Here is a 23,923-nt window from a genome sequence, read left to right on the forward strand (position 1 = left end):
TCCTCGTAACACGGTCGGATGACCGCTGTTGGCGCAATCTCAAGAAGCGCAAGCAATCTCAAACTAAGGAAGCTAAAGCCGAGGGGTGCGTCTCACCCGCCCCCGCTCCTCCCTTGCAACCCGGCCCAGCCGGTCGGACCGGGGGCTGATCGTCGGAGCAAGTGACGAGCCATGACTGTCGCATTTCTAACTGGCTGGCAGCGTCGCGCCTCTAACCAGCTTTGACATCGCGCCTCTAACCAGCTTTGACATGGTTTGTAGCCGGGTGGGTTCAAGGATGAAGTGCGACTTGTGCCGTCGCCGCGCAGAGAACCGAACCTACCGGCCTGTTCGACCCTCCTGCATTTCCTCGCCCACAAAGCAGTTATAGTCTGCTCGGATAGCGATGCGTTTCAATGGCAACTCCAACCGCTGTAGGTCGCTGACGCTCGGCCCCAATATTTCGATAATGAGCTTGCGGAAAATAGCATCTGCAAAATTGCCGGCATCCGTGACTTTTAGCAGGAAGGCTCCATCTCCACCGATCACACAATTCTCATAGTAAGTGTCGAGGTCTGGAATCGATGCGGAATTCTGGTGCGCCAACATGATGGGAAGCCCATCAATCACGATGCCTTGAGCGACAGTCGAATTGCGGGCGACCGGCGCCGGCACACCGGCATTATTCGGCCCATCGCCTGAGATGTCGATGACCCGACGTATTCCCTGGAATGGGCTGATTTGGAAGAGTTTTCGAGAAAACGCAAGGGTGTTGGAAATCGAGGTGAATGATATGCGCCTCATCGGTTGCTGGCGCAGAGCCTCTGCAAACTGAACAGCAGTGTTGGGGCCGTCGACCAGCGTCCAGGGTACGATCTGAACGGCAGATCCACCCCACTCAACATATGTCACTGCGATTTTGCCGAAGGGCCCGCTCTGTATTGCATTGACGAGTGCGGGCTGAAGAAATGCAGTCACATAGCCTTGACGTTGAATTCGCTGTTCGTCGATCTCCATTGAGTAGGAGACGTCAACGGCAAGAACCAACTCAAGATCCACGTCAACTGGAGAAAGGTTGGCTGGCGTGCTACCCGTCAAAAGGCCAAAGGAGACAAGAAGCGCGCATTGCAGTTTCATGGCAATAGGAAGCCCGGTGGGCCATCATATTACGCCTGTTCCGCAAGCTCGCAATGCACGGGTGCAATACCAGTTCAGGCAGTGCCCTGCTCTATCGAGCAGCGCGCGCCAGCCCATGCGCCACAAGCCGGTCGATGGTTTCCGCATAGCTGACGCCGCTTGCCGCCATGGCTTTGGAATACATGCTGATGTCGGTAAAGCCGGGAATCGTATTGAGCTCGTTCACGAGAAACTGCATGTCCGCCGTCACGAAGAAATCGACGCGCGCCATGCCATCGCAGCCAACCGCCCGGAAGGCTCTGCCTGCCATCTCGCGAATCCGGCGCTCGATCTCTTCCGGGAGTTCGGCCGGCACTTTCAAAGCCGCGCCGTTCTCGTCGATATATTTGGCATCGTAGCTGTAAAAGCCGTGGCTTTCCGCCGGGACGATTTCGCCGGGACGCGACACGAAGAGATTGCCTGCCGTATCTTCGAGCACACTGCATTCGATCTCGCGGCCGCGGATGAACTCTTCCGCAAGCAGCTTGCGGTCATGTTTGAAGCCTTCCCTGAGCGCGGCTTCATACTCACCGGCCGTCGTAACCTTGCTGACGCCAACAGACGATCCCTGCCGCGCCGGCTTAATGAAGACGGGCAGCCCGAGGAGACGTTCGAGATCGGCGAACGGAGGCTGGCTGTCCTCGTGAATGGTGACCGCACGCGCCGTCGTCAGCCCCGCCTCCTTCAGCAGCCGCTTGGCGATGTCCTTGTCCAGAGCTGCGGCCGAACCGAGGATTCCGCAGCCGACAAGCGGCACCCGGGCGACTTCGGCGAGCCCCTGGGCCGAGCCATCCTCGCCATGCGGCCCATGCAAGACAGGAAACAGGATATCGATATTTGGCATTTCGTAGGCGCTGTCGCCGGCCGGTACTGCGATCATCCGTCCGCGCCCACCGGGCACGAGGCAAACCTCCATCCCGCTCTCCGGAGTCGACAATTTGCCGTCTTCGAAGGAGCTCAAAAGCCACTTTCCCTCGCGGGTGACGAAGACGGGCACCGCATCATATTTGGCAGGCTGCAGAGCCCGCATGACGTTCGTCGCAGACAGCACCGAGACGTCGTGCTCGGCGGAGCGCCCGCCAAAAAGCACGGCGATGCGCAGTTTCGAGGGTGCCGCGGCGTCTGTCATTAAGTGTTCTCCGGAATGGTTGGGTTGCGAGGTCGGACGCTGATCGCAATGCCGCGGTTGGCGAAAATGCGATGGAAATGGAATGCCGCATCGTCATCAACGATGTTTCCGGCTGAAGTGCGGCAGAACCCGTTCCGACCCTCGCAATCCAAACCATTCCAAGGACAACCGAATCTCCCGGTCAAATACGCCATACCCGAGAGGATGCGGGAACGGCCGGATGGTGCGTCATTCGCCGGCTATTTCCAGTTTTTACGGCGCCGAAGCTCCGCCTCCGACGGGGCCTGTGTGGCAAAGGAACCGGTCTTGATATCGCCGGCGGGTTCGTAAGTTGCCATGATGACCCCGCTCGGAAAGGATTGCGAGCGGATGAGTTTCAGCGCGACCGGGACGGTTCCGTCGGCGAAAAGCTTTTTGCCTTTGCCAAGCAGCAGAGGGAAGGTCAGCACAGTGTATTCGTCGATCAATCCATGCCGGAGCAGGGTCTGAATAAGATTGCCGCTCCCCTGGATCAGAAGATCCGGCCCCTCGCCTTTCTTAAGCTCCGTCAGCGCTGCCGTAACGTCAGGGCCGAGCGATCGGCTGTTGTTCCAGTCGAGCGAGCTATTGCCGCGGGTCGCAACATATTTGGTGACCCTGTTGAATAACACGGCGATACGGTCGTCTTGGTCGGCGTAGGGCCAGTAGGCGGCAAAAATATCGTAAGTCTTGCGGCCAAGCAGCAGGTCGAATGGTTTGTCGAATATCTCGCCCAAGGCGGCGCCCGTCGCTTCATCGAAATAGTGGAAGGTCCAGCCGCCGAACTGGAAGCCGCCGGACGGATCCTCCTGCGGAGCGCCCGGGGCCTGCATGATGCCGTCAAGGCTGACGAATGTGGACGCGATGATCCTGCGCATGATGTCCTCCATGGGTTTGGGTTTGTCGATCCGAGGACGTTTCTCCTCGAATGAAACCGACAGGCGCTTGGAATTTTGTCTGAAGCTTTTCGTCGGCACGCCCTGCCGCCGGTCTCGCTTGGACAATTCCGAGCGCAAATTCGTGACGCTGCGGCGCAGCCGAATAGCCCCATCACCGAACACGCAATCTAACGCCCAGGTGGCACTTGTGACCAATTGACTCTTGAATGACCGGTCGGAATCGGCGACATTCGTCCTACCAATATTCCCTTTGCGATCCGAACCCGATTTCGGGCCCGCCTCGTTCGACAATGCCTGGATAAGAGCGTGAGCAGCGATTCATCAAGAAGCGCGGCGAAGCCATTGGCTTCGTTGGCGCATGTCAATGCGGCTGGTTGGGGTCGAGGTCTCTCCACCATCGTGCGGATCACGCATATGACGCTGCACCATCCCTGGCAAACCAGCTTTGCGATCGGTTCGACGTTCATCGCGGCGACGCTGCAGCTCTTGATTCCGCGCCTGCTCGGCCGTGCGGTAGACCAGACGCAAACGGTGGTTGCCGGCGGTGCGGCCGGACAGCTTGCGGAAAACGCGCTGTTGACGACCGCCCTGCTCCTGCTGGTCGTCAGCATCCTGCGCGGTCTTTTCACGATGGTGCAGAACTATTACAGCGAGTCCGTCGGACACCATATGGGCTATGAGTTGCGGCTCGCCTGCTATGAAAAGATCCAGCAGCTCTCCTTCAGCTTTCACGACAAGGTGCATTCCGGCGATCTCATCACCGTCGGCCTTTTGGATCTCGAAGGCGTGCGCATGTATTTTTCGACGGCGCTTGTGCGCATGGTGCTGCTCACCATGCTGATCGGCGTCGGTGCCTATATGCTGTTGTCGACCGATGTCCTGCTCGGGCTTATGGCGCTCAGCTTCGTGCCCTTCGTCGCCTGGCGTTCGTCCGTGACGCAGCTCAGATTGCGGGCGACCTGGCTCGACCTGCAAGAACGCCTCTCCGTGCTGACCCGGGTGATGGAAGAGAACCTCGGCGGCATTCGCGTCGTGCGTGCCTTCGCGGCGCAGGCTCACGAACTGATGAAGTTCGACCAAGCCTCGCACAATGCGCTCACCCTCGCCCACAAACGTGTCGGCATCCGCGTTGCCAATACCAGTGCCATGAACTTCTCCTTTTTCGCCGCCATGGGCCTTGTGCTCTGGGTCGGCGGCGGCAAGGTGATTGCGGGCGAAATCAGCGTCGGCACCCTCGCCTCATTCCTAACCTTCATGACCATTCTGCAGATGCCGGTGCGCCAGCTCGGCCTGATGGTCAACGCGTTTGCCCGCGCATCGACCTGCGGCTCGCGACTGTTCGCCCTTCTCGACCTCGATATCGCCATCAAGGATGCACCGGACGCCAAGCCGCTTGCCGTCACCGACGGCTTGCTACGCTTCGAAAATGTCGGCTTCACCTATCCCGGCCCAGAAAAGCGGCCCGTCCTCAGAAATATCAGCTTCGAGGCGCGACGCGGCGAGACGGTCGGCATCGTCGGCCCGCCCGGCAGCGGCAAATCCACGATTGCGCATCTGATTCCCCGCTTCTATGACGTCACATCCGGCCGCATCACCATCGACGGTCAGGACATTCGCAAGGCGACGCTGCAGTCGCTACGCCAGTCGGTTGCTGTCGTGCAGCAGGATTCCTTTCTGTTCACCACCAGCATCGAAAACAACATCGCCTATGGCGATCCCTGGGCGAAGGAGCAGCGCATCGAGCGCGCCGCCGAATCCGCGCAACTGCACAACTATATTCTCGGCCTGCCGGCCGGCTATACCACCGTCGTCGGTGAACGCGGCGTGTCGCTTTCCGGCGGCCAGCGCCAGCGTTTGACGATCGCACGTACGTTGATGCTGAAGCCGGCGGTGATGGTGTTCGACGACTCAACCGCTGCAATCGACGCAGCAACCGAGCAGCGCATCCGCAGTGCCATGAAACGCTTTGCCCGCGATCGGGTGACGCTCATTGTCGCCCACCGCCTGAGCTCGCTGATGCATGCCGACCAGATCCTCTTTATCGAAGACGGCGAGATCGTCGAGCGCGGAACCCATGAGCAGCTTCTGGCCGCCGGGGGACGATACAAGGCGCTGTACGATCTGCAGGTTCGCCCGGACGGTGATGACACGACGGTGACTGGCGGCAGGGTCGCAGGGGCAAGGGAGGCCTGACGATGTCGGAAACCACTGAAACCGAGCGCAACGACGTGCGCGAGGACGGGCGGCGCCCTCCCCGTGCCGTGGTCGGCTCCCATCGCGTCGAGGAAGAGATTTTTGGCAAGGTCTTTGATGGCAAGATCATCCGCCGCATCTGGACATTCGTGAGCCCCTATCGCCGGCAGATCTATATCTCGGTCGGAGCCGTGCTTCTCTTCACCGGGTCGCAGATCGTCATCCCGCTTGTCATCCGCTATGCGATCGACCACGCGATGGCGGCGGGCGCAATCAATTATTCGGCGCTCTGGCTGGCCTTGGCGATCTTCGCGGCCGCTATTCTCGTCAATTACGCTGCAAGCTACATGCAGGAGACCTTTGTCGGCGAGGTTGCCGAAGAAGTGCTCTTCGATATCCGCCGGGCGATGTTTGCGCATCTGCAGCGGGTATCGCTCTCCTTCATGGACAAGACCGAGGTTGGGCGGCTGATGTCGCGCCTTCAGGGCGACGTGAACTCCATGCAGGAATTCCTTGAAACATCGGTGCTTTCCGTCGGTGATATCGCCCTGCTCTTCGGCATCATCGTCGTCATGTTGTGGCTCGATTTCCGGCTTGGCCTGCTGACGCTGTCCGTCATGCCTATCCTCTTCGTCGTGCGCCTTTTCTGGTTGCCGAAAGCGCGTGTCGCTTTCATGAACGCGCATGAGACCAACTCCGTCACCAGCGGCGCATTGGCCGAGGCAATTCACGGCGTGCGCGCCGTTCAAGGCATGCACCGTCAGAGCGTCAATTTCGGTCTCTTCGACGACAAGGCCTATACCAATCTCAAGGCGCATCTGACCGCCGCGAGATACGCACAGATAATGGTGCCGATCGTCGATACGCTGACAGGCATGGCCATGGCCATCGTCATCATCGTTGGCGGTTCGATGGTGCTGAACCACAGGCTCGATGTCGGCGTCATGGTCGCCTTCCTGTTCTATATTCAACGCTTCTTCGACCCAATCCGCTCGCTCACCATGCAGTATTCGGTCATGCAGCGCGCCATGGCCTCCGGTCAGCGGCTGACGGATGTGCTTGACGTGCCGATCGACATCCAGGACGCGCCGGATGCCAAGGTGCTGTCATCCGACATGGACGGCTCGGTCGAATTCCGCGATGTCGTCTTCGGCTATAATCCGAAACATCCGGTGCTGAAGAATGTCAGCTTCAAGGTCAATCCCGGTGAGACCGTGGCGCTGATCGGGCCGACCGGCTCCGGCAAGTCGAGTTCCATGGCGCTGATTCATCGTTTCTACGACGTGCAGCAGGGCCAGGTGCTCGTTGGTGGCCATGACGTGCGCTCCCTCACCCAGGATTCGCTCGGGCGACAGATTGCCATGGTGCTACAGGAGCCCTTCCTGTTCACCGGGACCGTGCTGGAGAACATTCGATACAACAAAGCCGAGGCTACGCGTGAGGAGATCATCGAGGCTGCGAAGGCGGTCGGCGCGCACGATTTCATCATGCGGCTTGCCGACGGCTACGACACCGTTCTCGGCGAACGCGGCGGTGGCTTGTCGCTCGGCCAGCGCCAGCTCGTCAGCTTCGCCCGCGCCCTCATTGCCGACGCGAAAATACTCGTGCTTGACGAGGCAACCGCGAATATCGACAGCTATACCGAAATGCTGATCCAAAAAGCGCTGGTGAAGCTGCTCGATGGACGCACCGGCCTTGTGATTGCCCACCGCCTCGCCACCATCCGCGAGGCCGATCGGATCATCGTGTTGCAGAACGGCCAGTTGATCGAGAGCGGCAATCACAATCAGCTCATGGCCAACGGCAAGCTCTATTCGAAACTCTATAACCTCAACTACGCCTCGTTTGACGATATTCCCGAAGAGGAAATGAGTGCTTCGGTCCCAGTGGAGTCGGATACATAGCAGTTCGCTTTTAAAACTGAACACATGGAGACTGAAGTTGATCACATCTTTCAGACGCTATGCAAAGGCCTCGTTGTCGATACTGTGGAGAGTTTGTCTGATCGTACTCATCGGAGGAGTGATATTTAACGGCGCTCCAGATCAGATTTTCCAACATTTCGTCGAGCGTACGGAATTCAGCATAAAGCTTGAACCCGTCTTGCGAGCCACATATTTCGCGCTGATCTTCCTTATTCTTGGCTTCTGGAGGTCCGTAGCTCGAATAATATTGTTCGAGAAAAGCTCATTATTTACGGACGAGGTGTGGCGTGAAATCTACTTGATGCTTTTTGCTTGGGCATTGGCTTTGGCAGCGCTAGACGCATTCTTGGCTCTGTATGCGCCAACCGACGTTTGGGTCATCATCGTCCGCTCGACACCATTTCTCTTATTATTGATCTATATTTTTCTGATTTCCTTCAGATACCAAGGAAAACTCAAGCCCAGGGCCGAGCTTCCCTAACGCTGTTCAGCGAGACACCGCGCCATTCGAGTATAGTGACTTGCATGATGATAGTAACTCATGCTATTCGCCTTGGCCATGCAGAGAACAAGCTTCAGCGCCTTCAAATGTCCTGCCGCCCGTGCGCTCGAAAGCGTCGGCGACTGGTGGAGTATTCTGATCCTGCGCGATGCGCTGCAGGGGCTGGCGCGCTTTGACGAATTCCAGAAGAATCTTGGTGTTGCGCCGAATATCCTGACGCGGCGGTTGAAGCATCTGACCGATGAAGGTCTGTTCGAGCGCCGCCTCTATAGCGAACGGCCACCGCGCTACGAATATGTGCTGACCGAAAAAGGGCGCGACTTCTTTCCCGTTCTCATGGCGCTGTTCACCTGGGGCAATCGGCATTTGCCGCCGGAGGAAGTGGCGATGCGTCTGGCCGACTCGGCGACGGGTGAGGATCGCGATCCCCTTCTGATCGACCGCGTGACCGGCCGCGCTTTTCATCCCGAAGACACGATTCTGGTACCCGGACCGGCGGCCGATGAGGCTGTCCACGAACGGATAGCGCAGATGAAGGCATGGTTCCTGGGCTTCGATGCCTGATAAAAATAGGAGTACACCATTATGGATCGCATCGTCGTAACGGGTATGGGCCTGGTTTCGCCATTGGGCGTCGGCGTCGACGCCGCGTGGAAGCGGCTGGTGGAAGGGCGCTCGGGTCTCAGGCTTCTGCCGGAAACGATGGTCGGTGATCTCGCCGCCAAGGTCGGCGGTGTCGTGCCAAGCCTCGATGAAGATAGCGAAGCCGGTTTCGATGCCGATCGCTATGTGCCCATAAAAGACCAGAAGAAGATGGATCGCTTCATCCTCTTCGCCATGGCGGCCGCCGAAGAGGCAATCAAACGAGCCGGTTGGCAACCCGCCAATCCCGAAGAACTGGAACGCACCGCGACGGTCATCGCTTCCGGCATCGGCGGCTTTCCGGCGATCGCCGATGCCGTCCGCACCGCCGAGACCCGCGGCGTGCGCCGGCTGTCGCCCTTCACCGTCCCCTCCTTCCTCGTCAATCTGGCGGCCGGTCAGGTCAGCATCCGCTATGGCTACAAGGGGCCGCTTGGCGCGCCGGTGACGGCCTGCGCCGCCAGTGTCCAGGCGATCGGAGACGCTGCGCGGCTCATCCGCGCCGGGGAAGCCGATGTGGCGATCTGCGGTGGCGCGGAGGCCTGCATCGACAAGGTCAGCCTCGGCGGCTTTGCGGCGGCGCGGGCACTCTCCACCGGCTTCAGCAATCGGCCGGAAGAAGCTTCTCGTCCCTTCGACGTCAGCCGCGACGGCTTCGTCATGGGCGAAGGCGCCGGCATTTTGGTGATCGAGACGCTGGACCACGCCCTTGCCCGAGGTGCCACTCCGCTTGCCGAACTCGTCGGCTACGGCACCGCCGCCGATGCCTATCATATGACAGCCGGTCCCGAAGACGGAGACGGCGCACGCCGGGCGATGCTGGCGGCTCTTTCTCAGGCCCGCATTTCGCCCCGCGAAGTCAAACATCTGAACGCCCATGCGACCTCCACGCCGGTCGGTGACCGCGGCGAGATGGAAGCCATTAAAACAGTGTTCGGGCGCGATGGCGGCATCGCCGTCAGCGGCACGAAGGCCGCGACAGGCCACCTCCTGGGTGCGGCCGGCGGCCTGGAAGCGGTCTTCACCATCATGGCCTTGCGTGACCAGATTGCGCCCCCGACCCGCAATCTGCTGCAGGCGGACGCGGCCGCCGAGGGTATCGATATTATCGGCGCAACAGCCCGGCCGATGGCGATGGAATATGCCATCTCCAACGGTTTCGGTTTTGGCGGCGTCAATGCCAGCGCTCTGTTCCGCCGGTGGCAATAATCGGGTTTGGCTTCTGCAAGACTCGATGAGAATCGAACCTTGCAGAAGCTGATCGGCGACACACCGTCGTCCCTTCTGCAAAGGCACAAAGCGCGCTATGCTCTTCCGGATATTGCCGGAGATCGTCCATGCGCGCCTTATCTCTCGCAGCCACCTTCTGCATCACCCTCGCCTTCGCGCCGGCCGCACGAGCGGAAGATCCGGTGCAGTCGGCACAGAGCCTAATTCAGGAACAGATCGAAGCTTTCCTGCACGATGATGCCGCGTCGGCCTATTCCTTCGCTGCACCCGGCATCAAGGCGCTCTTTCCCGATAAGGACACCTTCTTCGCCATGGTGAAGAAGAGCTATCAGCCGGTTTACCACCCAGGCAGTTACGCATTCGGCAAGAGCCGTGCCATCGACAACGGCGCTGTCGTTTATCAGGAAGTGCTGATCACCGGCACGGACGGCAAGGACTGGACGGCGATCTATCAGATCACCCATCAGCCTGATGGCAGTTACAAGATCAATGGCGTGCAGATTTTGCCGAACGCGACGAGTGAGGGAATCTGATCGGAATTCCGCGCCTTCGTTGTAGATACTGCGACGAACGACTGCGCTGCGTCTGACAATTCCGATCAAATCCCCGTCACGCCTGACGAGTTTTAGCCGCCTGCCTTGACCAAACTGACGGATTGAACCGCTCCAGCAAGCGCAGGCCGGGGTAACGGAACGGCTATGCTAGACGTTGGCGCTGCGCTGATGCTTGCAGTCGTCATAGGATCCGGCGTTGGGACCGGAATCTGGTCTGCAGTTGGCAGCAAAATCGGAAATTGCATCGTTGTGGCCGTTTTCACAGGCACATAGTTCATTGCAACTTCATAGGCCGGGAGCGGCGCCGGCGTTTCAAGCGCACCGTCCTGCCCACGTTTCTCATAGAAAGCGTTGCCGCCGGCGACGGCAACATAGTGCATGTTGTTGTAAGGAAATTTCAGACCTTCGGTGTGGAAGAACATCGCATCCTTGACGCCCGGATGCCGTTCTCCGCCAAGAACCGCCGATGCCACCTGGTCGAGTTCTGGTTCAGCCTGGTCGCTTACCACTCTTGTCATTACGCCCGGCGCAAATTGCCTTTGCTGCGAGACGACACCGCAGATCGACGGGGGATAGGCGCCCGAGGTCAGCCTATTCATCACGACCGTTCCCACTGCCATATAGCCATCATGATCCGAGTGCTCCGACTCGAAATACATGGCTCGTTTCAAACAGTCGCGATCTTTCGCGGTGTAGTTGTAAGTTACCTTCGTCGCCCGACTGGACTTGGAAGAGTTGCTGCTGACCGAGGGTGCTTTCGCCACCGTCGTACAGCCCGTGGCCGCCAATCCGACAAACAATAATCCGGAAAGACAGGTCCCCAATGCGCGTTGCGCCCTCAACGGCAGGTGCCTCCTATTTTATTAGTGAGCCCTTATCGATTAAGTGGGATGCTTTGTAGCCGAAGTTCTAAGGAATTTCAAACGTGAAGCATCAAAAAATAGCCAGTGACTCTTATCATCGGCACGCGATGTTTATTTCGATTCACTGTTTTTTCAAATGCTTTTATATTGCGGCATCATCATGGCCCGCTTGGGAAAGGTCGGCACATTTCCGCCGCACTCGCTCACTCCAAAATCGAGAACTAAACCGTACCCCACTGGTATAATTCGTTATTTTTTGAACCTACGAGCAGAAGACACTGGCCAGCATTCACGTTCAACGGCGAAAAATATTTACACCGGCTCCAGATCGCCCCTTGCCCAATTCTCCTGAGTCTCCGCCATGAAATCGGCGAAGCGGCCTTCGGCGATTGCCTGGCGGATGCCGTGCATCAGTTCCTGGTAGTAGGCGAGATTGTGCCAGGAGAGCAGCATGCCGCCAAGCGCCTCGTTGGCGCGGACGAGATGGTGCAGGTAGGCGCGGGAATAGTCGCGCGAGGCCGGGCAGTTCGATTGATCATCCAATGGGCGCATATCTTCAGCATGGCGGGCATTGCGGATATTGACCTTGCCGCGGCGGGTAAACGCTAGCCCGTGGCGGCCGGAGCGGGTCGGCATCACGCAATCGAACATGTCGATGCCGCGGGCAACGGATTTCAGGATATCGTCCGGGGTGCCGACGCCCATCAGATAGCGTGGCTTGTCGGTGGGCAGTTCGGGAAGGGTGATCTCGAGCATACGCAGCATGACTTCCTGCGGCTCGCCGACGGCAAGGCCTCCGACAGCATAGCCCTTGAGGTCCATGCCGCTCAGTGCCTGGGCGGAACGGACGCGAAGCTCCGGAACGTCGCCACCCTGCACGATACCGAACATGGCTTTGCCGGGCTGATCGCCGAAAGCAACCTTGCAGCGTTCCGCCCAGCGCAACGACATTTCCATGGCGCGCTCGATCTCCTTCGGAGTCGCCGGCAGCGCCACGCATTCGTCGAGCTGCATCTGGATGTCGGAGCCAAGCAGGCCCTGAATTTCGATCGAGCGCTCGGGCGACATATGATGCGTGCTGCCGTCGACATGCGACTTGAAGGTGACGCCCTTCTCGTCGAGCTTGCGCAAGCCGGAGAGCGACATCACCTGGAAGCCGCCGGAATCGGTCAGGATCGGGTGCTGCCAGCGGATCAGCTCGTGCAGGCCGCCGAGACGGGCGACGCGCTCGGCGGTCGGGCGGAGCATCAGGTGATAGGTATTGCCGAGGATGATGTCGGCGCCGGTCTCGCGCACCTGATCGAGATACATCGCCTTGACGGTACCGACCGTGCCGACCGGCATGAAGGCCGGCGTGCGGATCGTGCCGCGTGGCATGGAGACTTCGCCGAGACGGGCGCCGCCATCGGTCTTCTTCAACTGGAACTGAAAGCTCTCGCTCATTTCGTCTTAGTCTTTCCGGTAGAGCAGGCTGCCATCGCCATAGGAATAGAAGCGATAGTCTGTCTCAATAGCATGGGTATAAGCCGCGCGCATGGTATCAAGGCCGGCAAAGGCCGATACCAGCATGAACAGCGTCGAACGCGGCAGATGGAAATTGGTCATCAAGAGATCGACCGCCTTGAAGCGATAGCCGGGTGTGATGAAGATGCCGGTCGCCCCCGACCAGGGCTTGATCATTCCATCGTCATCCGCAGCACTTTCGATCAACCGCAGCGAGGTCGTGCCGACGCAGACGATGCGCCCTCCCCGCGCCTTCACGGCGTTCAGCTTGCCCGCAGTCGTCGCATCGACATAGCCGATCTCGAAATGCATCTTATGGTCTTCGGTGTCGTCGGCCTTGACCGGCAGAAAGGTGCCGGCGCCGACATGTAGCGTTACGAAGTGCCGCTCGACGCCCATGGCATCCAGCGCGGCAAACAGCGACGGCGTGAAATGCAGCCCCGCAGTCGGGGCAGCGACGGCGCCCTCCTCGCGGGCGTAGATGGTCTGGTAGTCGGCACGGTCGCGCTCATCCTCGGGGCGCTTGGCAGCGATATAGGGCGGCAGCGGGATATGACCGACAGTGGCGATCGCCTCGTCCAGCGCCGGGCCGGACAGGTCGAAACGCAGCGTGATCTCTCCACCCTCGCCCTTCTCTTCCACGACAGCGTCGAGAGCACCAAGGATGCAGACATTTTCGCCGTGGCCGAACTGGATGCGATCGCCGATCTTGATGCGTTTGCCCGGCTTGGCGAAGGCTTTCCAACGGTCAGGCCCAGCGCGCATATGCAGCGTCGCCGACACCTGCTGGCCCGGCGCGCCATCGCGATGACGGATGCCTTCCAACTGAGCCGGGATGACCTTCGTGTCGTTGAAGACGACAGCATCGCCCCGTCGCAGGAAAGACGGCAGATCGCGGATGTGATGATCGCTCAAAGCCGCTTCGGCACTATTCGGATCGACGACGAGCAGGCGCGCGCTGTCGCGTGGCTCGGCGGGCCTCAGCGCTATGCGCTCATCCGGCAGGTCGAAATCGAAAAGGTCAACGCGCATTTCTGGCAATCTCAGCAAAGCGAAACCCGCCCCCAACGCCAAAGCGCGAGAGGCGGGCTTCAGGAACAATCACGATCAGACGTCGGCAGCAACCCGTGCGGAAACGATCGAATCCGGATCACGCACCGGCTCGCCGCGCTTGATCTGGTCGACGAATTCCATGCCGGAGATAACCTGGCCCCAAACGGAGTACTGCTTATTCAGCCAGGGTGCATCGGCAAAGCAGATGAAGAACTGCGAATTGGCCGAGTTCGGGTTCTGCGAACGTGCCATGGAGCACGTGCCGCGAATGTGCGACGTTGCGGAAAATTCAGCCTTCAGGTCCGGCTTGGAGGAACCGCCCATGCCGGCGCGGCCGGGATTGAAGCTTTCGCTGCCCTGCTTGCCGTACTGAACGTCGCCGGTCTGCGCCATGAAGCCGTCGATGACGCGATGGAAAACGACGTCGTCATAGGCCTTTTCGCGGGCAAGTTCCTTGATGCGGGCAACATGCTCGGGCGCTACCTGCGGCAGCAACTGAATGACGACCTGACCCTTGGTAGTTTCCAGGATAAGGGTGTTTTCGGGATCCTTGATCTCAGCCATTTTCGTTTCCTCTTCTCTTGTCGATTCTTATTTCCTGCCGACGGTGACCTTGACCATCCGGTCCGGGTTGCTGACTTCGCCGTTCTGGCCTTCGCCGCGCTTGATCTTGTCGACCAACTCCATGCCGGAGACGACCTTGCCGACAACCGTGTACTGGCCATTCAGGAAGTCGCCGTCAGCGAACATGATGAAGAACTGCGAGTTGGCGGAATTCGGATCCTGGGCGCGCGCCATGCCGACCGTGCCGCGCTTGAACGGAACCTTGGAGAACTCGGCCGGAAGATCGGGCATATCGGAGCCGCCGGTGCCAGCCTTCTGAGGATTGTAGCCCTTGGCCATATTGCCGTACTGCACGTCGCCGGTCTGGGCCATGAAGCCGTCGATAACACGATGGAAGGCGACATTGTCATATGCACCCTTCTTCGCCAGCGCTTCGATCTGCGCAACATGCTTCGGAGCAACATCCGGCATCAACTGAATGACGACTGGGCCATCCTTGAGCTGGATCGTCAGAAAATCGTCGGCCGCTGCGGACAATGCGCTGCCTGCGAAGGCGGCAAGGCCGAGAAAGCCTGCCAATGCGAGATGAAAGAGTTTCATGGGTGCTCCGTTCGGAAGATGATTTTCGACCAGTCTTTTATTGGACCGTATCTTTTAACTTGCCGGTCAGGGCTTCAAGAACCGCTGCTGGCACGAAAGCGCTGACATTGCCGCCCATGGATGCGATCTGCCGCACCAATGTGGCGGTTATAGGCCGCGATGCTGTGCCGGCCGGCAAAAACAGCGTCTGAATATCAGGCGCCATCTGGCGGTTCATGCCAGCCATCTGCATTTCATAATCAAGATCGGTGCCGTCGCGCAGACCTCGCACCAAGAGCGTCGCGCCATGCTTGCGCGCCGCGTCGACCACCAGATTGTCGAAGGCGACGACGGAAATATCGCCGACCTTCTGCGGCAGCGCCTCGGCGAGCGACCGCGTGATCAGGTCCGCTCGCTCTTCGAAGGAAAAAAGCGGCTTTTTGCCGGGATGGATGCCGATCGCGACGATGACTTTCGAAGCGACATTCAGCGCCTGCACGAGGACATCCAGATGTCCATTGGTCATCGGATCAAAAGATCCGGGATAAAAGGCTGTCGTCATACCAGGCCGGCCCGTTGTTTCGACGCCTTTTGTCATGGATGGGCCTGTATCGCAAGTCATTTACAACCCCTTGGCTGCCTCTGAACAGCAGATGAATGCGGTGTTCAAGCCGGTTTCAGATCCACATTGCTTTAATTGCATCAACATCGAAACGGGCCGCTTTCATCGGCTCACCCGCCTCCGGCTCAGGGAAGATCAGGCCATGTTGGTTTTCATTGTTGCAGTCGCCATTATCGGCTCTTTCGTCGTCGAATACCTCGTTCATCTTTTCGCGGATAATTACGAAATCGAATGGGCGCAGCCGGCTGACACCACCAATTCTGCTCAAGAAATCGCCATTGCCATGCGCAAAACGCATCGCGAATCTGAACGCCAGATGAACAAGGCATTCAAGGTCGCTTCAGACGGACGTTGGTAAACACAGGCTCAACATCAAGGCGGAACCATTCACCAGCCGCTGCGTTAAGCCCGAACCTTAGATTTGCTCATTGCGGTAAGAAGGAAACAGAGTATGCCCGATAAGATCACCCTTATTAACGTCGTTTGGATGACCATGATTTCGGGAATGCTTGCCGCGACGATCGCTCTCTATGATCAAAAGCCTGACCAGTCGAAGATCTACGGTCCCTTTGCTTCGGCTCGTCCCTTCATTACCACCAGCCAGTATTAAGGGATCTGAACGCTAGTTCCACGAGAGGAAGGGAGCGATCATGTTCACGATTTTAACGGTGCTTACGCTCTTCATCAGCAGCATGTTCGTTGTGTCCGTCGCATCCACAATCTCAGCGCTCCACCGCGAAAGCGAGGAGAGCAAGAAGCTGAACAAACACCATAGGGCGCTCTGAACCGCAGCGTATTCCGATATTCCCCTCCCGGGCGCGGCCCTCCAATCGCTCGGGTTAATTCGAACCGGACGCTCCCCCAGCGTCCGGTTTTTTGTGCAGCAGCTTACCGGTCGATAACACTGCATCAACGAAAAACCGGGCAGCCAAGCCGCCCGGTCCTCAATTCCATATGCTGAGTGCATCGAACCTTATTCTTCGCTTGCACCCTCGGCATCGCCGTTCGAGACTTCCGCATCGCCGTTCGGAACGTCATCCTCGACACCATTGTCGCCCGTATCGTCATCGCCGTCCGGCTCGCTGATGCGTTCGACTGAAACGACTTTTTCATCCTTGGCGGTCGAGAAAATGGTGACGCCCTTGGTCGCACGGCTGGCAATGCGGATGCCGTTGACGGGAACACGGATCAATTGGCCGCCATCGGACACCAGCATGAGCTGATCGCCTTCCGCGACCGGGAAGGCGGCCACGAGCTCGCCGATCTCGCCGGTCTTTGACGTGTCCGTGGCGCGAATGCCCTTGCCGCCACGGCCGGAAATGCGGAAATCGTAGGAAGACGAGCGCTTACCGAAGCCTTTCTCGGAGACGGTCAGCACGAACTGTTCCAGCGCCTTCAGCTCTTCATAGCGCTCATCGCTAAGCTGTCCCTCTTCGGTGACTTCCTCACCGACCAGCGCAATCTCCTCGTCCTCGCCTGTGGTCGAGCGGCGATCGCTGGCAGCGCGCTTGAGATAGGCGGCACGTTCCCACGGCTCAGCGTCGACGTGATTGACGATGGTCATAGAGATGATGCTGTCGCCCGACGCCAGCGTAATGCCGCGAACGCCGATGGAGTTGCGGCCGGCAAAGACGCGCACGTCCGAAACCGGGAAGCGGATGCACTGGCCGAGCGCCGTCGTCAGAAGCACGTCGTCATGTTCGGTGCAGGTCTCGACGGAGAGGATTTCGTCGCCCTCCTCTTCCAGCTTCATGGCAATCTTGCCGTTGCGATTGACCTGAACGAAGTCCGACAGCTTGTTGCGACGCACGGTGCCGCGCGTCGTCGAGAACATGACGTCGAGATTGTCCCAGGTGCTTTCGTCTTCCGGCAACGGCATGATCGTGGTGATGCGCTCGCCCGGCTCCAGCGGCAGCATGTTGATCAGCGCCTTGCCGCGCGACTGCGGCGTACCGATCGGCAGGCGCCAGACCTTCTCCTTGTAGACGATGCCGTGCGATGAGAAGAACAGAACCGGCGTGTGGGTGTTGAGAACAAATAGCCGGGTAACGAAATCCTCATCGCGCGTCGTCATTCCCGAGCGGCCCTTGCCGCCTCGGCGCTGGGCGCGATAGGTGGTCAGAGGCACGCGCTTGATGTAGCCGAGATGCGAAACGGTGACGACCATATCCTCGCGGGCAATCAGGTCCTCGTCGTCCATCTCCAGCCCGCCGTCGACGATCTCGGTGCGTCGCGGCGTGCCGAACTCATCGCGCACGGCGATAAGCTCTTCTTTTACAATAGTTTGGATGCGGATGCGCGATGACAGGATGTCGAGATAATCCTTGATCTCGACGCCGATCTTATTGAGTTCGTCGCCGATTTCGTCGCGGCCGAGTGCCGTCAAGCGGGCAAGACGCAGCTCGAGAATGGCGCGCGCCTGCTCTTCGGAGAGATTGTAGGTGCCGTCGTCGTTGATGCGATGACGGGGATCATCGATTAGCCGGATCAGGGATTCGACGTCTGCGGCCGGCCAGCGGCGCGTCATCAGTTCCTCGCGGGCCGATTGCGGGTCGGGCGCATGGCGTATGACTCGGATGACTTCGTCGATATTGGCGACGGCGATGGCAAGACCGACCAAGACATGGGCGCGCTCGCGCGCCTTGCGCAGCAGATATTTGGTGCGGCGGCTGACCACGTCCTCGCGGAAGGAAACGAAGGCGCGCAGCATGTCGAGCAGGGTCAATTGCTCCGGCTTGCCGCCGTTCAACGCGACCACGTTGGCCCCGAACGAGGTCTGCAGCGGCGTATAGCGATAAAGCTGATTGAGGATGACCTCCGCATTGGCGTCGCGCCGCAGCTCGATCACCACGCGATAGCCCTGACGGTCGGATTCGTCACGCAGATCGGAAATGCCCTCGATACGCTTTTCGCGCACGAGCTCGGCCATCTTCTCGATCATCGTCGCCTTGTTCACCTGATAGGGAATTTCGGTGATGATGATCTGTTCGCGGTCACCCCGCATCGGCTCGATCGTGGCGACGCCGCGCATGACGATGGAGCCGCGTCCGGTCTCGTAGGCCGAGCGGATGCCGGCGCGGCCGAGAATCTTGGCGCCGGTCGGAAAATCCGGACCCGGGATGATCTGCATCATTTCCGGCAGCTCGATCGCCGGATTGTCGATCAGCGCGATGCAGCCGTCGATCACTTCGGAGAGATTATGCGGCGGAATATTGGTCGCCATGCCGACGGCGATGCCGCCGGAACCGTTGACCAGCAGGTTCGGGAACTTTGCCGGAACCACCACGGGCTCGCTCAACGTGCCGTCATAGTTCTCACGGAAATCGACGGTTTCCTTATCGAGGTCGTCGAGCAACGAATGCGCCACCTTCTGCAGGCGGCATTCCGTATAACGTTCGGCCGCCGGCGGATCGCCGTCGACGGAGCCGAAGTTGCCCTGACCGTCGATCAGCGGCAGGCGAAGCGACCAGGGCTGCGCCATGCGGGCGAGCGCGTCGTAAATCGCCAGGTTGCCGTGCGGATGGTATTTACCCATCACGTCACCGGTAACGCGGGCGCATTTTACATATTTCTTGTTCCAGTCGATCCCGAGTTCCGACATGCCATAAAGGATGCGCCGATGGACGGGCTTGAGACCATCGCGAACATCGGGAAGCGCGCGGCTGACGATCACGCTCATCGCGTAATCGAGATACGACCGCTGCATTTCCTCCATAATGGAAATTGGCTCGATGCCTGGCGGGAGCTTCCCGCCGCCGGGTGGTGTTTGCTCAGTCAAAACAGATCACGATCTCTTTTAGAATCATTGCGAAATTTATAGCCGAAAGGCCCTGCAAACGCCAATTTTGACGGGTGCTTTTAAACAGGCTTTTGCCCTCTTAACCCGCTAAATCGCACATTTCCGTGGCAGAAGGATTTGATTGCACCGCATTGCGCTTTGCGAAACGTCATTCCTCGCATATCAATGGGCCAATAATGAACAGAAACAAGGGCCCGGGGGTTATATGGCGAGCGCCGACACGCTGATCAATGCCTTCACAACGCTGCTCGTCACGGTCGACCCGCCAGGTCTTGCTCCGCTCTTCATCGGCCTTACAGCCGGCATGAACCGGGCTCAACGCCATCAGGTGGCGCTGCGCGGCTCGCTGATCGCATTCTTCATCATGGCGGCCTTTGCCCTATTCGGCGCCGGCGTGCTCGACATTCTCGGCATTTCCATCGGCGCGTTCCGCATTGCCGGCGGCCTGCTGCTTTTCTGGATCGCTTTCGAGATGGTGTTCGAGAGGCGGCAGGACAGGAAGGAAAAGACGACGGAAGTCGCAATCACCAAGGATCATATCCAGAATATCGCGGTATTTCCCTTGGCTCTGCCGCTGATCGCCGGTCCCGGTGCCATTTCGGCAACCATCCTGCTGGCCGGTTCGCTGCAGACCATGTTCGATCGCGCCCAGTTGATCCTCGTCATCGCCATCAATCTCGGGCTGGTCTATGCGGCATTAGCGATCTCCGAGAGGCTTGACCGCATGCTGGGGTCAACCGGCCGCGCCATCCTGACGCGCCTGCTGGGCGTTATCCTTGCCGCACTCGCCGCTCAATTCGTGGTGGATGGCGCGAAAGCCGCACTCAAGCTCACATAGAGCGGCCCGCCGGAAAGGCGGGCCGCTAAACTCAACTGGCATAGCTTGCCGAACCAAGCGGCGCGATCAGAACGGAATATCGTCGTCCAGATCGCGCGAGAAATTGCTGCCGCCGCTGCTTGCGGCACCACCACGGCCACCGCCGGCACCGCGGCCGGAAGATTGCGACGAAGGCTGGCCATAATCGTCACCGCCATAGTCGCCGCCGTAACCACCGCCAAAGTCACCGCCCCCGCGTCCACCGCGACCGCCTTCGACAGCACCTCCGCCTTCGCCGCGGCCATCCAGCATGGTCAGCGTCGAATTGAAGCCCTGCAACACGACTTCGGTCGAATAGCGATCCTGGCCGTTCTGATCCTGCCATTTCCGCGTCTGAAGTGCGCCCTCGATATAGACCTTGGCGCCCTTCTTCAGATACTGTTCGGCGACCTTGCAAAGACCTTCATTGAAGATCACGACGCGGTGCCATTCCGTCTTTTCCCTGCGCTCGCCGGAATTGCGGTCGCGCCAGGTTTCCGACGTCGCGATATTGAGGTTGGCGATTGGGCGGCCGTCCTGCGTGCGGCGGATTTCCGGGTCCGCCCCGAGATTTCCAACCAGAATTACCTTGTTCACACTACCGGCCATGACTACCTACCCTGCTTGCCGCCCATCGACGGCTTCTCGAATTCTATCCACGCACCTTAGACCATTGCCGCTATCAGGCGCTATTTACGCGACACCATCTGCCGCGCTCATCCACAGAGATTATGCGGCATGCGGCCTTGACCCGAAGGCAAATTTGTTCTTTCTTTGTTCTAATTCACCTCTATGATCCTGTCAACCGAATCGAAAACCTGGCGTTGCCCTTCATTTCAGCCTCGACTCACGGGCGGGCATCACTAAATAAGGGCAGACACCAAGGGACCGCAGACGACGATGAGTGAACTGAAGACCATTTCTATACGTGGCGCGCGCGAGCACAATCTCAAGGGGATCGATCTCGATCTTCCGCGCAACAAGCTGATCGTCATGACCGGCCTTTCCGGCTCCGGCAAATCCTCGCTCGCCTTCGACACGATCTATGCCGAAGGTCAGCGCCGCTATGTCGAAAGCCTGTCGGCCTATGCGCGCCAGTTCCTGGAGATGATGCAGAAGCCGGATGTCGACCAGATCGACGGTCTGTCGCCGGCGATTTCGATCGAGCAGAAGACCACGTCGCGCAACCCGCGCTCGACGGTCGGCACTGTGACCGAAATCTACGACTATATGCGTCTTCTGTTCGCCCGCGTCGGCGTGCCCTATTCGCCGGTCACCGGCCTGCCGATCGAAAGCCAGACCGTCAGCCAAATGGTCGACCGCGTGCTCGCCTTCGGCGAAGGCACCAGGCTTTATATCCTGGCGCCGCTCGTGCGCGGCCGCAAGGGCGAATACAAGAAGGAACTGGCGGAGCTCATGAAAAAGGGCTTCCAGCGCGTCAAGGTAGACGGTCAGTTTTACGAGATCGCCGATGTGCCGGCGCTCGACAAGAAATACAAGCACGATATCGACGTGGTGGTCGACCGTATCGTCGTCCGGCCTGACGTCTCGGCGCGCCTGGCGGATAGCTTCGAAACCTCGTTGCGTCTCGCCGACGGCCTTGCCGTCGCCGAATTCGCCGATAAGCCGTTGCCACCGGAGGAAACTGCTGCCGGCGGCTCGGCCAACAAATCCTTGAACGAGACGCATGAACGCGTGCTGTTTTCGGAAAAATTCGCCTGCCCCGTTTCCGGCTTCACCATCCCGGAAATCGAGCCGCGGCTCTTCTCGTTCAACAATCCCTTCGGCGCCTGCCCGTCCTGCGACGGCCTCGGCTCGCAGCAGAAAATCGATCCGGAGCTGATCGTGCCGGAACCGGAGCGCACGTTGCGCGATGGTGCGATCGCGCCCTGGGCCAAATCGACTTCGCCTTACTACAACCAGACGCTGGAAGCGCTCGGCAAGCATTACGGCTTCAAGCTCGGCAGCCGCTGGAGCGACCTGTCGGATACGGCGAAAGAGGTCATCCTGAACGGCACCGAGGACAAGATCGAGTTTCATTACGCCGACGGCGCCCGTTCCTATACGACGCACAAGAATTTCGAAGGCATCGTGCCGAACCTCGAGCGGCGCTGGAAGGAAACGGATTCCGCCTGGGCACGCGAGGAGATCGAGCGCTTCATGTCGGCCGCTCCCTGCCCTGCCTGCAACGGCTACCGCCTGAAGCCGGAAGCGCTGGCGGTGAAGATCAACAAGCTGCATATCAGCCAGGTCGCGGAAATGTCGATCCGTGTTGCCCGCGACTGGTTCAACGGGCTGCCGGAGACGTTCACCGACAAGCAGAACGAGATCGCCGTGCGCATCCTCAAGGAGATCCGCGACCGCCTGCGTTTCCTGAACGACGTCGGCCTCGAATATCTGAGCCTGTCGCGTAATTCCGGCACGCTGTCCGGCGGCGAAAGCCAGCGCATTCGCCTCGCCTCGCAGATCGGCTCGGGCCTGACGGGCGTGCTCTATGTTCTCGACGAGCCTTCGATTGGCCTGCATCAACGCGACAACGCCCGCCTGCTGGAAACGCTGAAGCATCTGCGCGACATCGGCAATACGGTGATCGTCGTCGAACACGACGAGGACGCGATTCTGACGGCGGATGATGTCGTCGATATCGGTCCCGCCGCCGGCGTGCATGGCGGCGAGGTGGTGGCGCATGGCACGCCGCAGGACATTATGGCCAACCCCAAATCGCTGACCGGCAAATATCTGTCCGGCGAACTCGGCGTGCCCGTTCCCGACGAGCGCCGCAAAGTCAAGAAGGGCAAGGAGATCAAGGTTATCGGCGCGAGAGGCAACAACCTCAAGAACGTCACCGCCTCGATCCCGCTCGGCGTCTTTACCGCGGTTACCGGCGTTTCGGGCGGCGGCAAGTCCACCTTCCTGGTCGAGACGCTCTACAAGTCGGCCGCCCGCCGCGTCATGGGCGCGCGCGAAATCCCGGCCGACCACGATCGCATCGACGGCTTCGAACATATCGACAAGGTGATCGATATCGACCAGTCGCCGATCGGCCGCACGCCGCGTTCGAACCCGGCGACCTACACCGGCGCCTTCACGCCGATCCGCGATTGGTTTGCCGGTCTGCCGGAAGCCAAGGCGCGCGGCTATCAGCCGGGCCGCTTCTCCTTCAACGTCAAGGGCGGCCGCTGCGAAGCCTGCCAGGGCGACGGCGTCATCAAGATCGAGATGCACTTCCTGCCCGACGTCTACGTCACCTGCGACGTCTGCCACGGCAAACGCTATAATAGAGAGACGCTGGACGTCACCTTCAAGACAAAGTCCATCGCCGATGTGCTCGACATGACGGTCGAAGAGGGCGTCGATTTCTTTGCTGCCGTTCCCGCCGTGCGCGACAAACTGCAATCCCTGAAAGATGTCGGTCTCGGCTACATCAAGGTCGGTCAGCAGGCCAATACGCTTTCGGGTGGCGAAGCGCAGCGCGTTAAGTTAGCCAAGGAATTATCGAAGCGTTCGACCGGGCGCACACTCTACATCCTCGACGAACCCACCACCGGGCTGCACTTCCACGACGTCGCCAAACTCCTGGAAATGCTGCACGAGCTGGTCAATCAAGGCAATTCGGTTGTCGTCATCGAGCACAATCTCGAGGTCATCAAGACGGCCGACTGGATCCTCGACTTCGGTCCCGAAGGCGGCGACGGCGGCGGCGAGATCGTGGCCGCGGGCACGCCGGAGACGATCGTCAAGGAGAAGCGGTCCTATACCGGTCAGTTTCTAAAGGAACTGCTGGAGCGGCGGCCGATGAAGAAAGTCGTGGCGGCGGAGTGAGGTGTCCGCCGGATA

General features: G+C 59.5%; 22 protein-coding genes. 11 read left to right on the forward strand and 11 right to left on the reverse strand.

Translation table 11 applies throughout. The features are described from left to right. Positions 1-318 precede the first annotated feature (318 nt). From QDY28_RS19150 to QDY28_RS19160, 3 genes are all read right to left on the reverse strand, one after another. Positions 319-1,116: a DUF1194 domain-containing protein gene (locus tag QDY28_RS19150; protein ID WP_331383242.1), complete on the reverse strand. Its 798-nt coding sequence runs from the start codon at positions 1,114-1,116 to the stop codon at positions 319-321. 91 nt (positions 1,117-1,207) lie between these two features. Then, a complete protein-coding gene (locus QDY28_RS19155; RefSeq protein ID WP_331383243.1) occupies positions 1,208-2,284 on the reverse strand; it encodes a D-alanine--D-alanine ligase family protein in 1,077 nt (358 codons plus the stop codon). A gap of 239 nt (positions 2,285-2,523) precedes the next feature. Next, positions 2,524-3,180, reverse strand: a complete 657-nt coding sequence (locus QDY28_RS19160; RefSeq protein WP_331383244.1) for a dihydrofolate reductase family protein — start codon at positions 3,178-3,180, stop codon at positions 2,524-2,526. A 327-nt stretch (positions 3,181-3,507) separates the two neighbouring features. Here QDY28_RS19160 and QDY28_RS19165 point away from each other — a divergent pair, with 327 nt between their 5' ends. From QDY28_RS19165 to QDY28_RS19190, 6 genes are all read left to right on the forward strand, one after another. After that, a complete protein-coding gene (locus tag QDY28_RS19165; RefSeq protein WP_331383245.1) occupies positions 3,508-5,394 on the forward strand; it encodes an ABC transporter ATP-binding protein in 1,887 nt (628 codons plus the stop codon). Positions 5,395-5,396: 2 nt separating this feature from the next. Then, on the forward strand, positions 5,397-7,298 hold the full coding sequence (locus QDY28_RS19170; RefSeq protein WP_331383246.1) for an ABC transporter ATP-binding protein: 1,902 nt from the start codon (positions 5,397-5,399) through the stop codon (positions 7,296-7,298). A gap of 37 nt (positions 7,299-7,335) precedes the next feature. After that, a complete protein-coding gene (locus QDY28_RS19175) occupies positions 7,336-7,800 on the forward strand; it encodes a hypothetical protein (RefSeq protein WP_331383247.1) in 465 nt (154 codons plus the stop codon). A gap of 78 nt (positions 7,801-7,878) precedes the next feature. Then, positions 7,879-8,385: a winged helix-turn-helix transcriptional regulator gene (locus QDY28_RS19180; RefSeq protein WP_331383321.1), complete on the forward strand. Its 507-nt coding sequence runs from the start codon at positions 7,879-7,881 to the stop codon at positions 8,383-8,385. Positions 8,386-8,406: 21 nt separating this feature from the next. Then, entirely contained in the window at positions 8,407-9,672 is a 1,266-nt protein-coding gene (fabF, locus tag QDY28_RS19185) for a beta-ketoacyl-ACP synthase II (protein ID WP_331383248.1), read from the forward strand. Between the two features lie 128 nt (positions 9,673-9,800). Then, positions 9,801-10,226 carry a DUF4864 domain-containing protein gene (locus QDY28_RS19190; protein WP_331383249.1) on the forward strand — a complete coding sequence of 142 codons (426 nt, stop codon included), beginning with the start codon at positions 9,801-9,803 and terminating at the stop codon, positions 10,224-10,226. A 92-nt stretch (positions 10,227-10,318) separates the two neighbouring features. Here QDY28_RS19190 and QDY28_RS19195 read toward each other — a convergent pair whose 3' ends face one another. The 6 genes from QDY28_RS19195 to coaD form a co-directional block, all read right to left on the reverse strand. After that, on the reverse strand, positions 10,319-11,089 hold the full coding sequence (locus QDY28_RS19195; protein WP_331383250.1) for a cell wall hydrolase: 771 nt from the start codon (positions 11,087-11,089) through the stop codon (positions 10,319-10,321). Positions 11,090-11,422: 333 nt separating this feature from the next. Further along, entirely contained in the window at positions 11,423-12,553 is a 1,131-nt protein-coding gene (gene tgt / locus QDY28_RS19200; RefSeq protein WP_331383252.1) for a tRNA guanosine(34) transglycosylase Tgt, read from the reverse strand. Between the two features lie 6 nt (positions 12,554-12,559). Next, positions 12,560-13,645: a tRNA preQ1(34) S-adenosylmethionine ribosyltransferase-isomerase QueA gene (queA, locus tag QDY28_RS19205; RefSeq protein WP_331383253.1), complete on the reverse strand. Its 1,086-nt coding sequence runs from the start codon at positions 13,643-13,645 to the stop codon at positions 12,560-12,562. Positions 13,646-13,720: 75 nt separating this feature from the next. Then, the gene (locus tag QDY28_RS19210) at positions 13,721-14,230 is read right to left on the reverse strand and encodes a peptidylprolyl isomerase (protein ID WP_331383254.1); all 510 of its coding nucleotides are present in this window, start codon (positions 14,228-14,230) and stop codon (positions 13,721-13,723) included. A gap of 27 nt (positions 14,231-14,257) precedes the next feature. After that, complete coding sequence (locus tag QDY28_RS19215; RefSeq protein ID WP_331383255.1) at positions 14,258-14,830, reverse strand: peptidylprolyl isomerase; 573 nt, start codon at positions 14,828-14,830, stop codon at positions 14,258-14,260. Positions 14,831-14,867: 37 nt separating this feature from the next. After that, positions 14,868-15,371: a pantetheine-phosphate adenylyltransferase gene (coaD, locus tag QDY28_RS19220; protein ID WP_331383256.1), complete on the reverse strand. Its 504-nt coding sequence runs from the start codon at positions 15,369-15,371 to the stop codon at positions 14,868-14,870. Between the two features lie 34 nt (positions 15,372-15,405). Here coaD and QDY28_RS19225 point away from each other — a divergent pair, with 34 nt between their 5' ends. The 3 genes from QDY28_RS19225 to QDY28_RS19235 all read left to right on the forward strand — a co-directional run bounded on the left by QDY28_RS19225 (position 15,406) and on the right by QDY28_RS19235 (position 16,216). Then, positions 15,406-15,789, forward strand: a complete 384-nt coding sequence (locus QDY28_RS19225; RefSeq protein ID WP_331383257.1) for a hypothetical protein — start codon at positions 15,406-15,408, stop codon at positions 15,787-15,789. Positions 15,790-15,882: 93 nt separating this feature from the next. Next, complete coding sequence (locus QDY28_RS19230; protein ID WP_172831022.1) at positions 15,883-16,041, forward strand: hypothetical protein; 159 nt, start codon at positions 15,883-15,885, stop codon at positions 16,039-16,041. Positions 16,042-16,081: 40 nt separating this feature from the next. Continuing rightward, positions 16,082-16,216 (forward strand): hypothetical protein, encoded by a 135-nt coding sequence (locus QDY28_RS19235; protein ID WP_331383258.1) that lies wholly within the window; start codon positions 16,082-16,084, stop codon positions 16,214-16,216. 188 nt (positions 16,217-16,404) lie between these two features. On the opposite strand, the gene gyrA is transcribed toward QDY28_RS19235, so the two are convergent. Continuing rightward, positions 16,405-19,209 (reverse strand): DNA gyrase subunit A, encoded by a 2,805-nt coding sequence (gyrA, locus tag QDY28_RS19240; RefSeq protein ID WP_331383259.1) that lies wholly within the window; start codon positions 19,207-19,209, stop codon positions 16,405-16,407. 226 nt (positions 19,210-19,435) lie between these two features. On the opposite strand from gyrA, the gene QDY28_RS19245 reads away from it, so the two are divergent. Next, the gene (locus QDY28_RS19245; protein ID WP_331383260.1) at positions 19,436-20,068 is read left to right on the forward strand and encodes a MarC family protein; all 633 of its coding nucleotides are present in this window, start codon (positions 19,436-19,438) and stop codon (positions 20,066-20,068) included. A 66-nt stretch (positions 20,069-20,134) separates the two neighbouring features. Here the strand turns inward: QDY28_RS19245 and QDY28_RS19250 are convergent, their stop codons facing one another. After that, entirely contained in the window at positions 20,135-20,695 is a 561-nt protein-coding gene (locus QDY28_RS19250; protein WP_331383261.1) for a single-stranded DNA-binding protein, read from the reverse strand. Positions 20,696-20,986: 291 nt separating this feature from the next. Here QDY28_RS19250 and uvrA point away from each other — a divergent pair, with 291 nt between their 5' ends. Then, positions 20,987-23,908 carry an excinuclease ABC subunit UvrA gene (uvrA, locus tag QDY28_RS19255; protein WP_331383262.1) on the forward strand — a complete coding sequence of 974 codons (2,922 nt, stop codon included), beginning with the start codon at positions 20,987-20,989 and terminating at the stop codon, positions 23,906-23,908. The last annotated feature ends 15 nt before the right edge of the window (positions 23,909-23,923 follow it).

Origin of the sequence: Rhizobium sp. BR 362 (assembly GCF_036528765.1) — a bacterium.
Classification (GTDB): Bacteria; Pseudomonadota; Alphaproteobacteria; order Rhizobiales; family Rhizobiaceae; genus Rhizobium.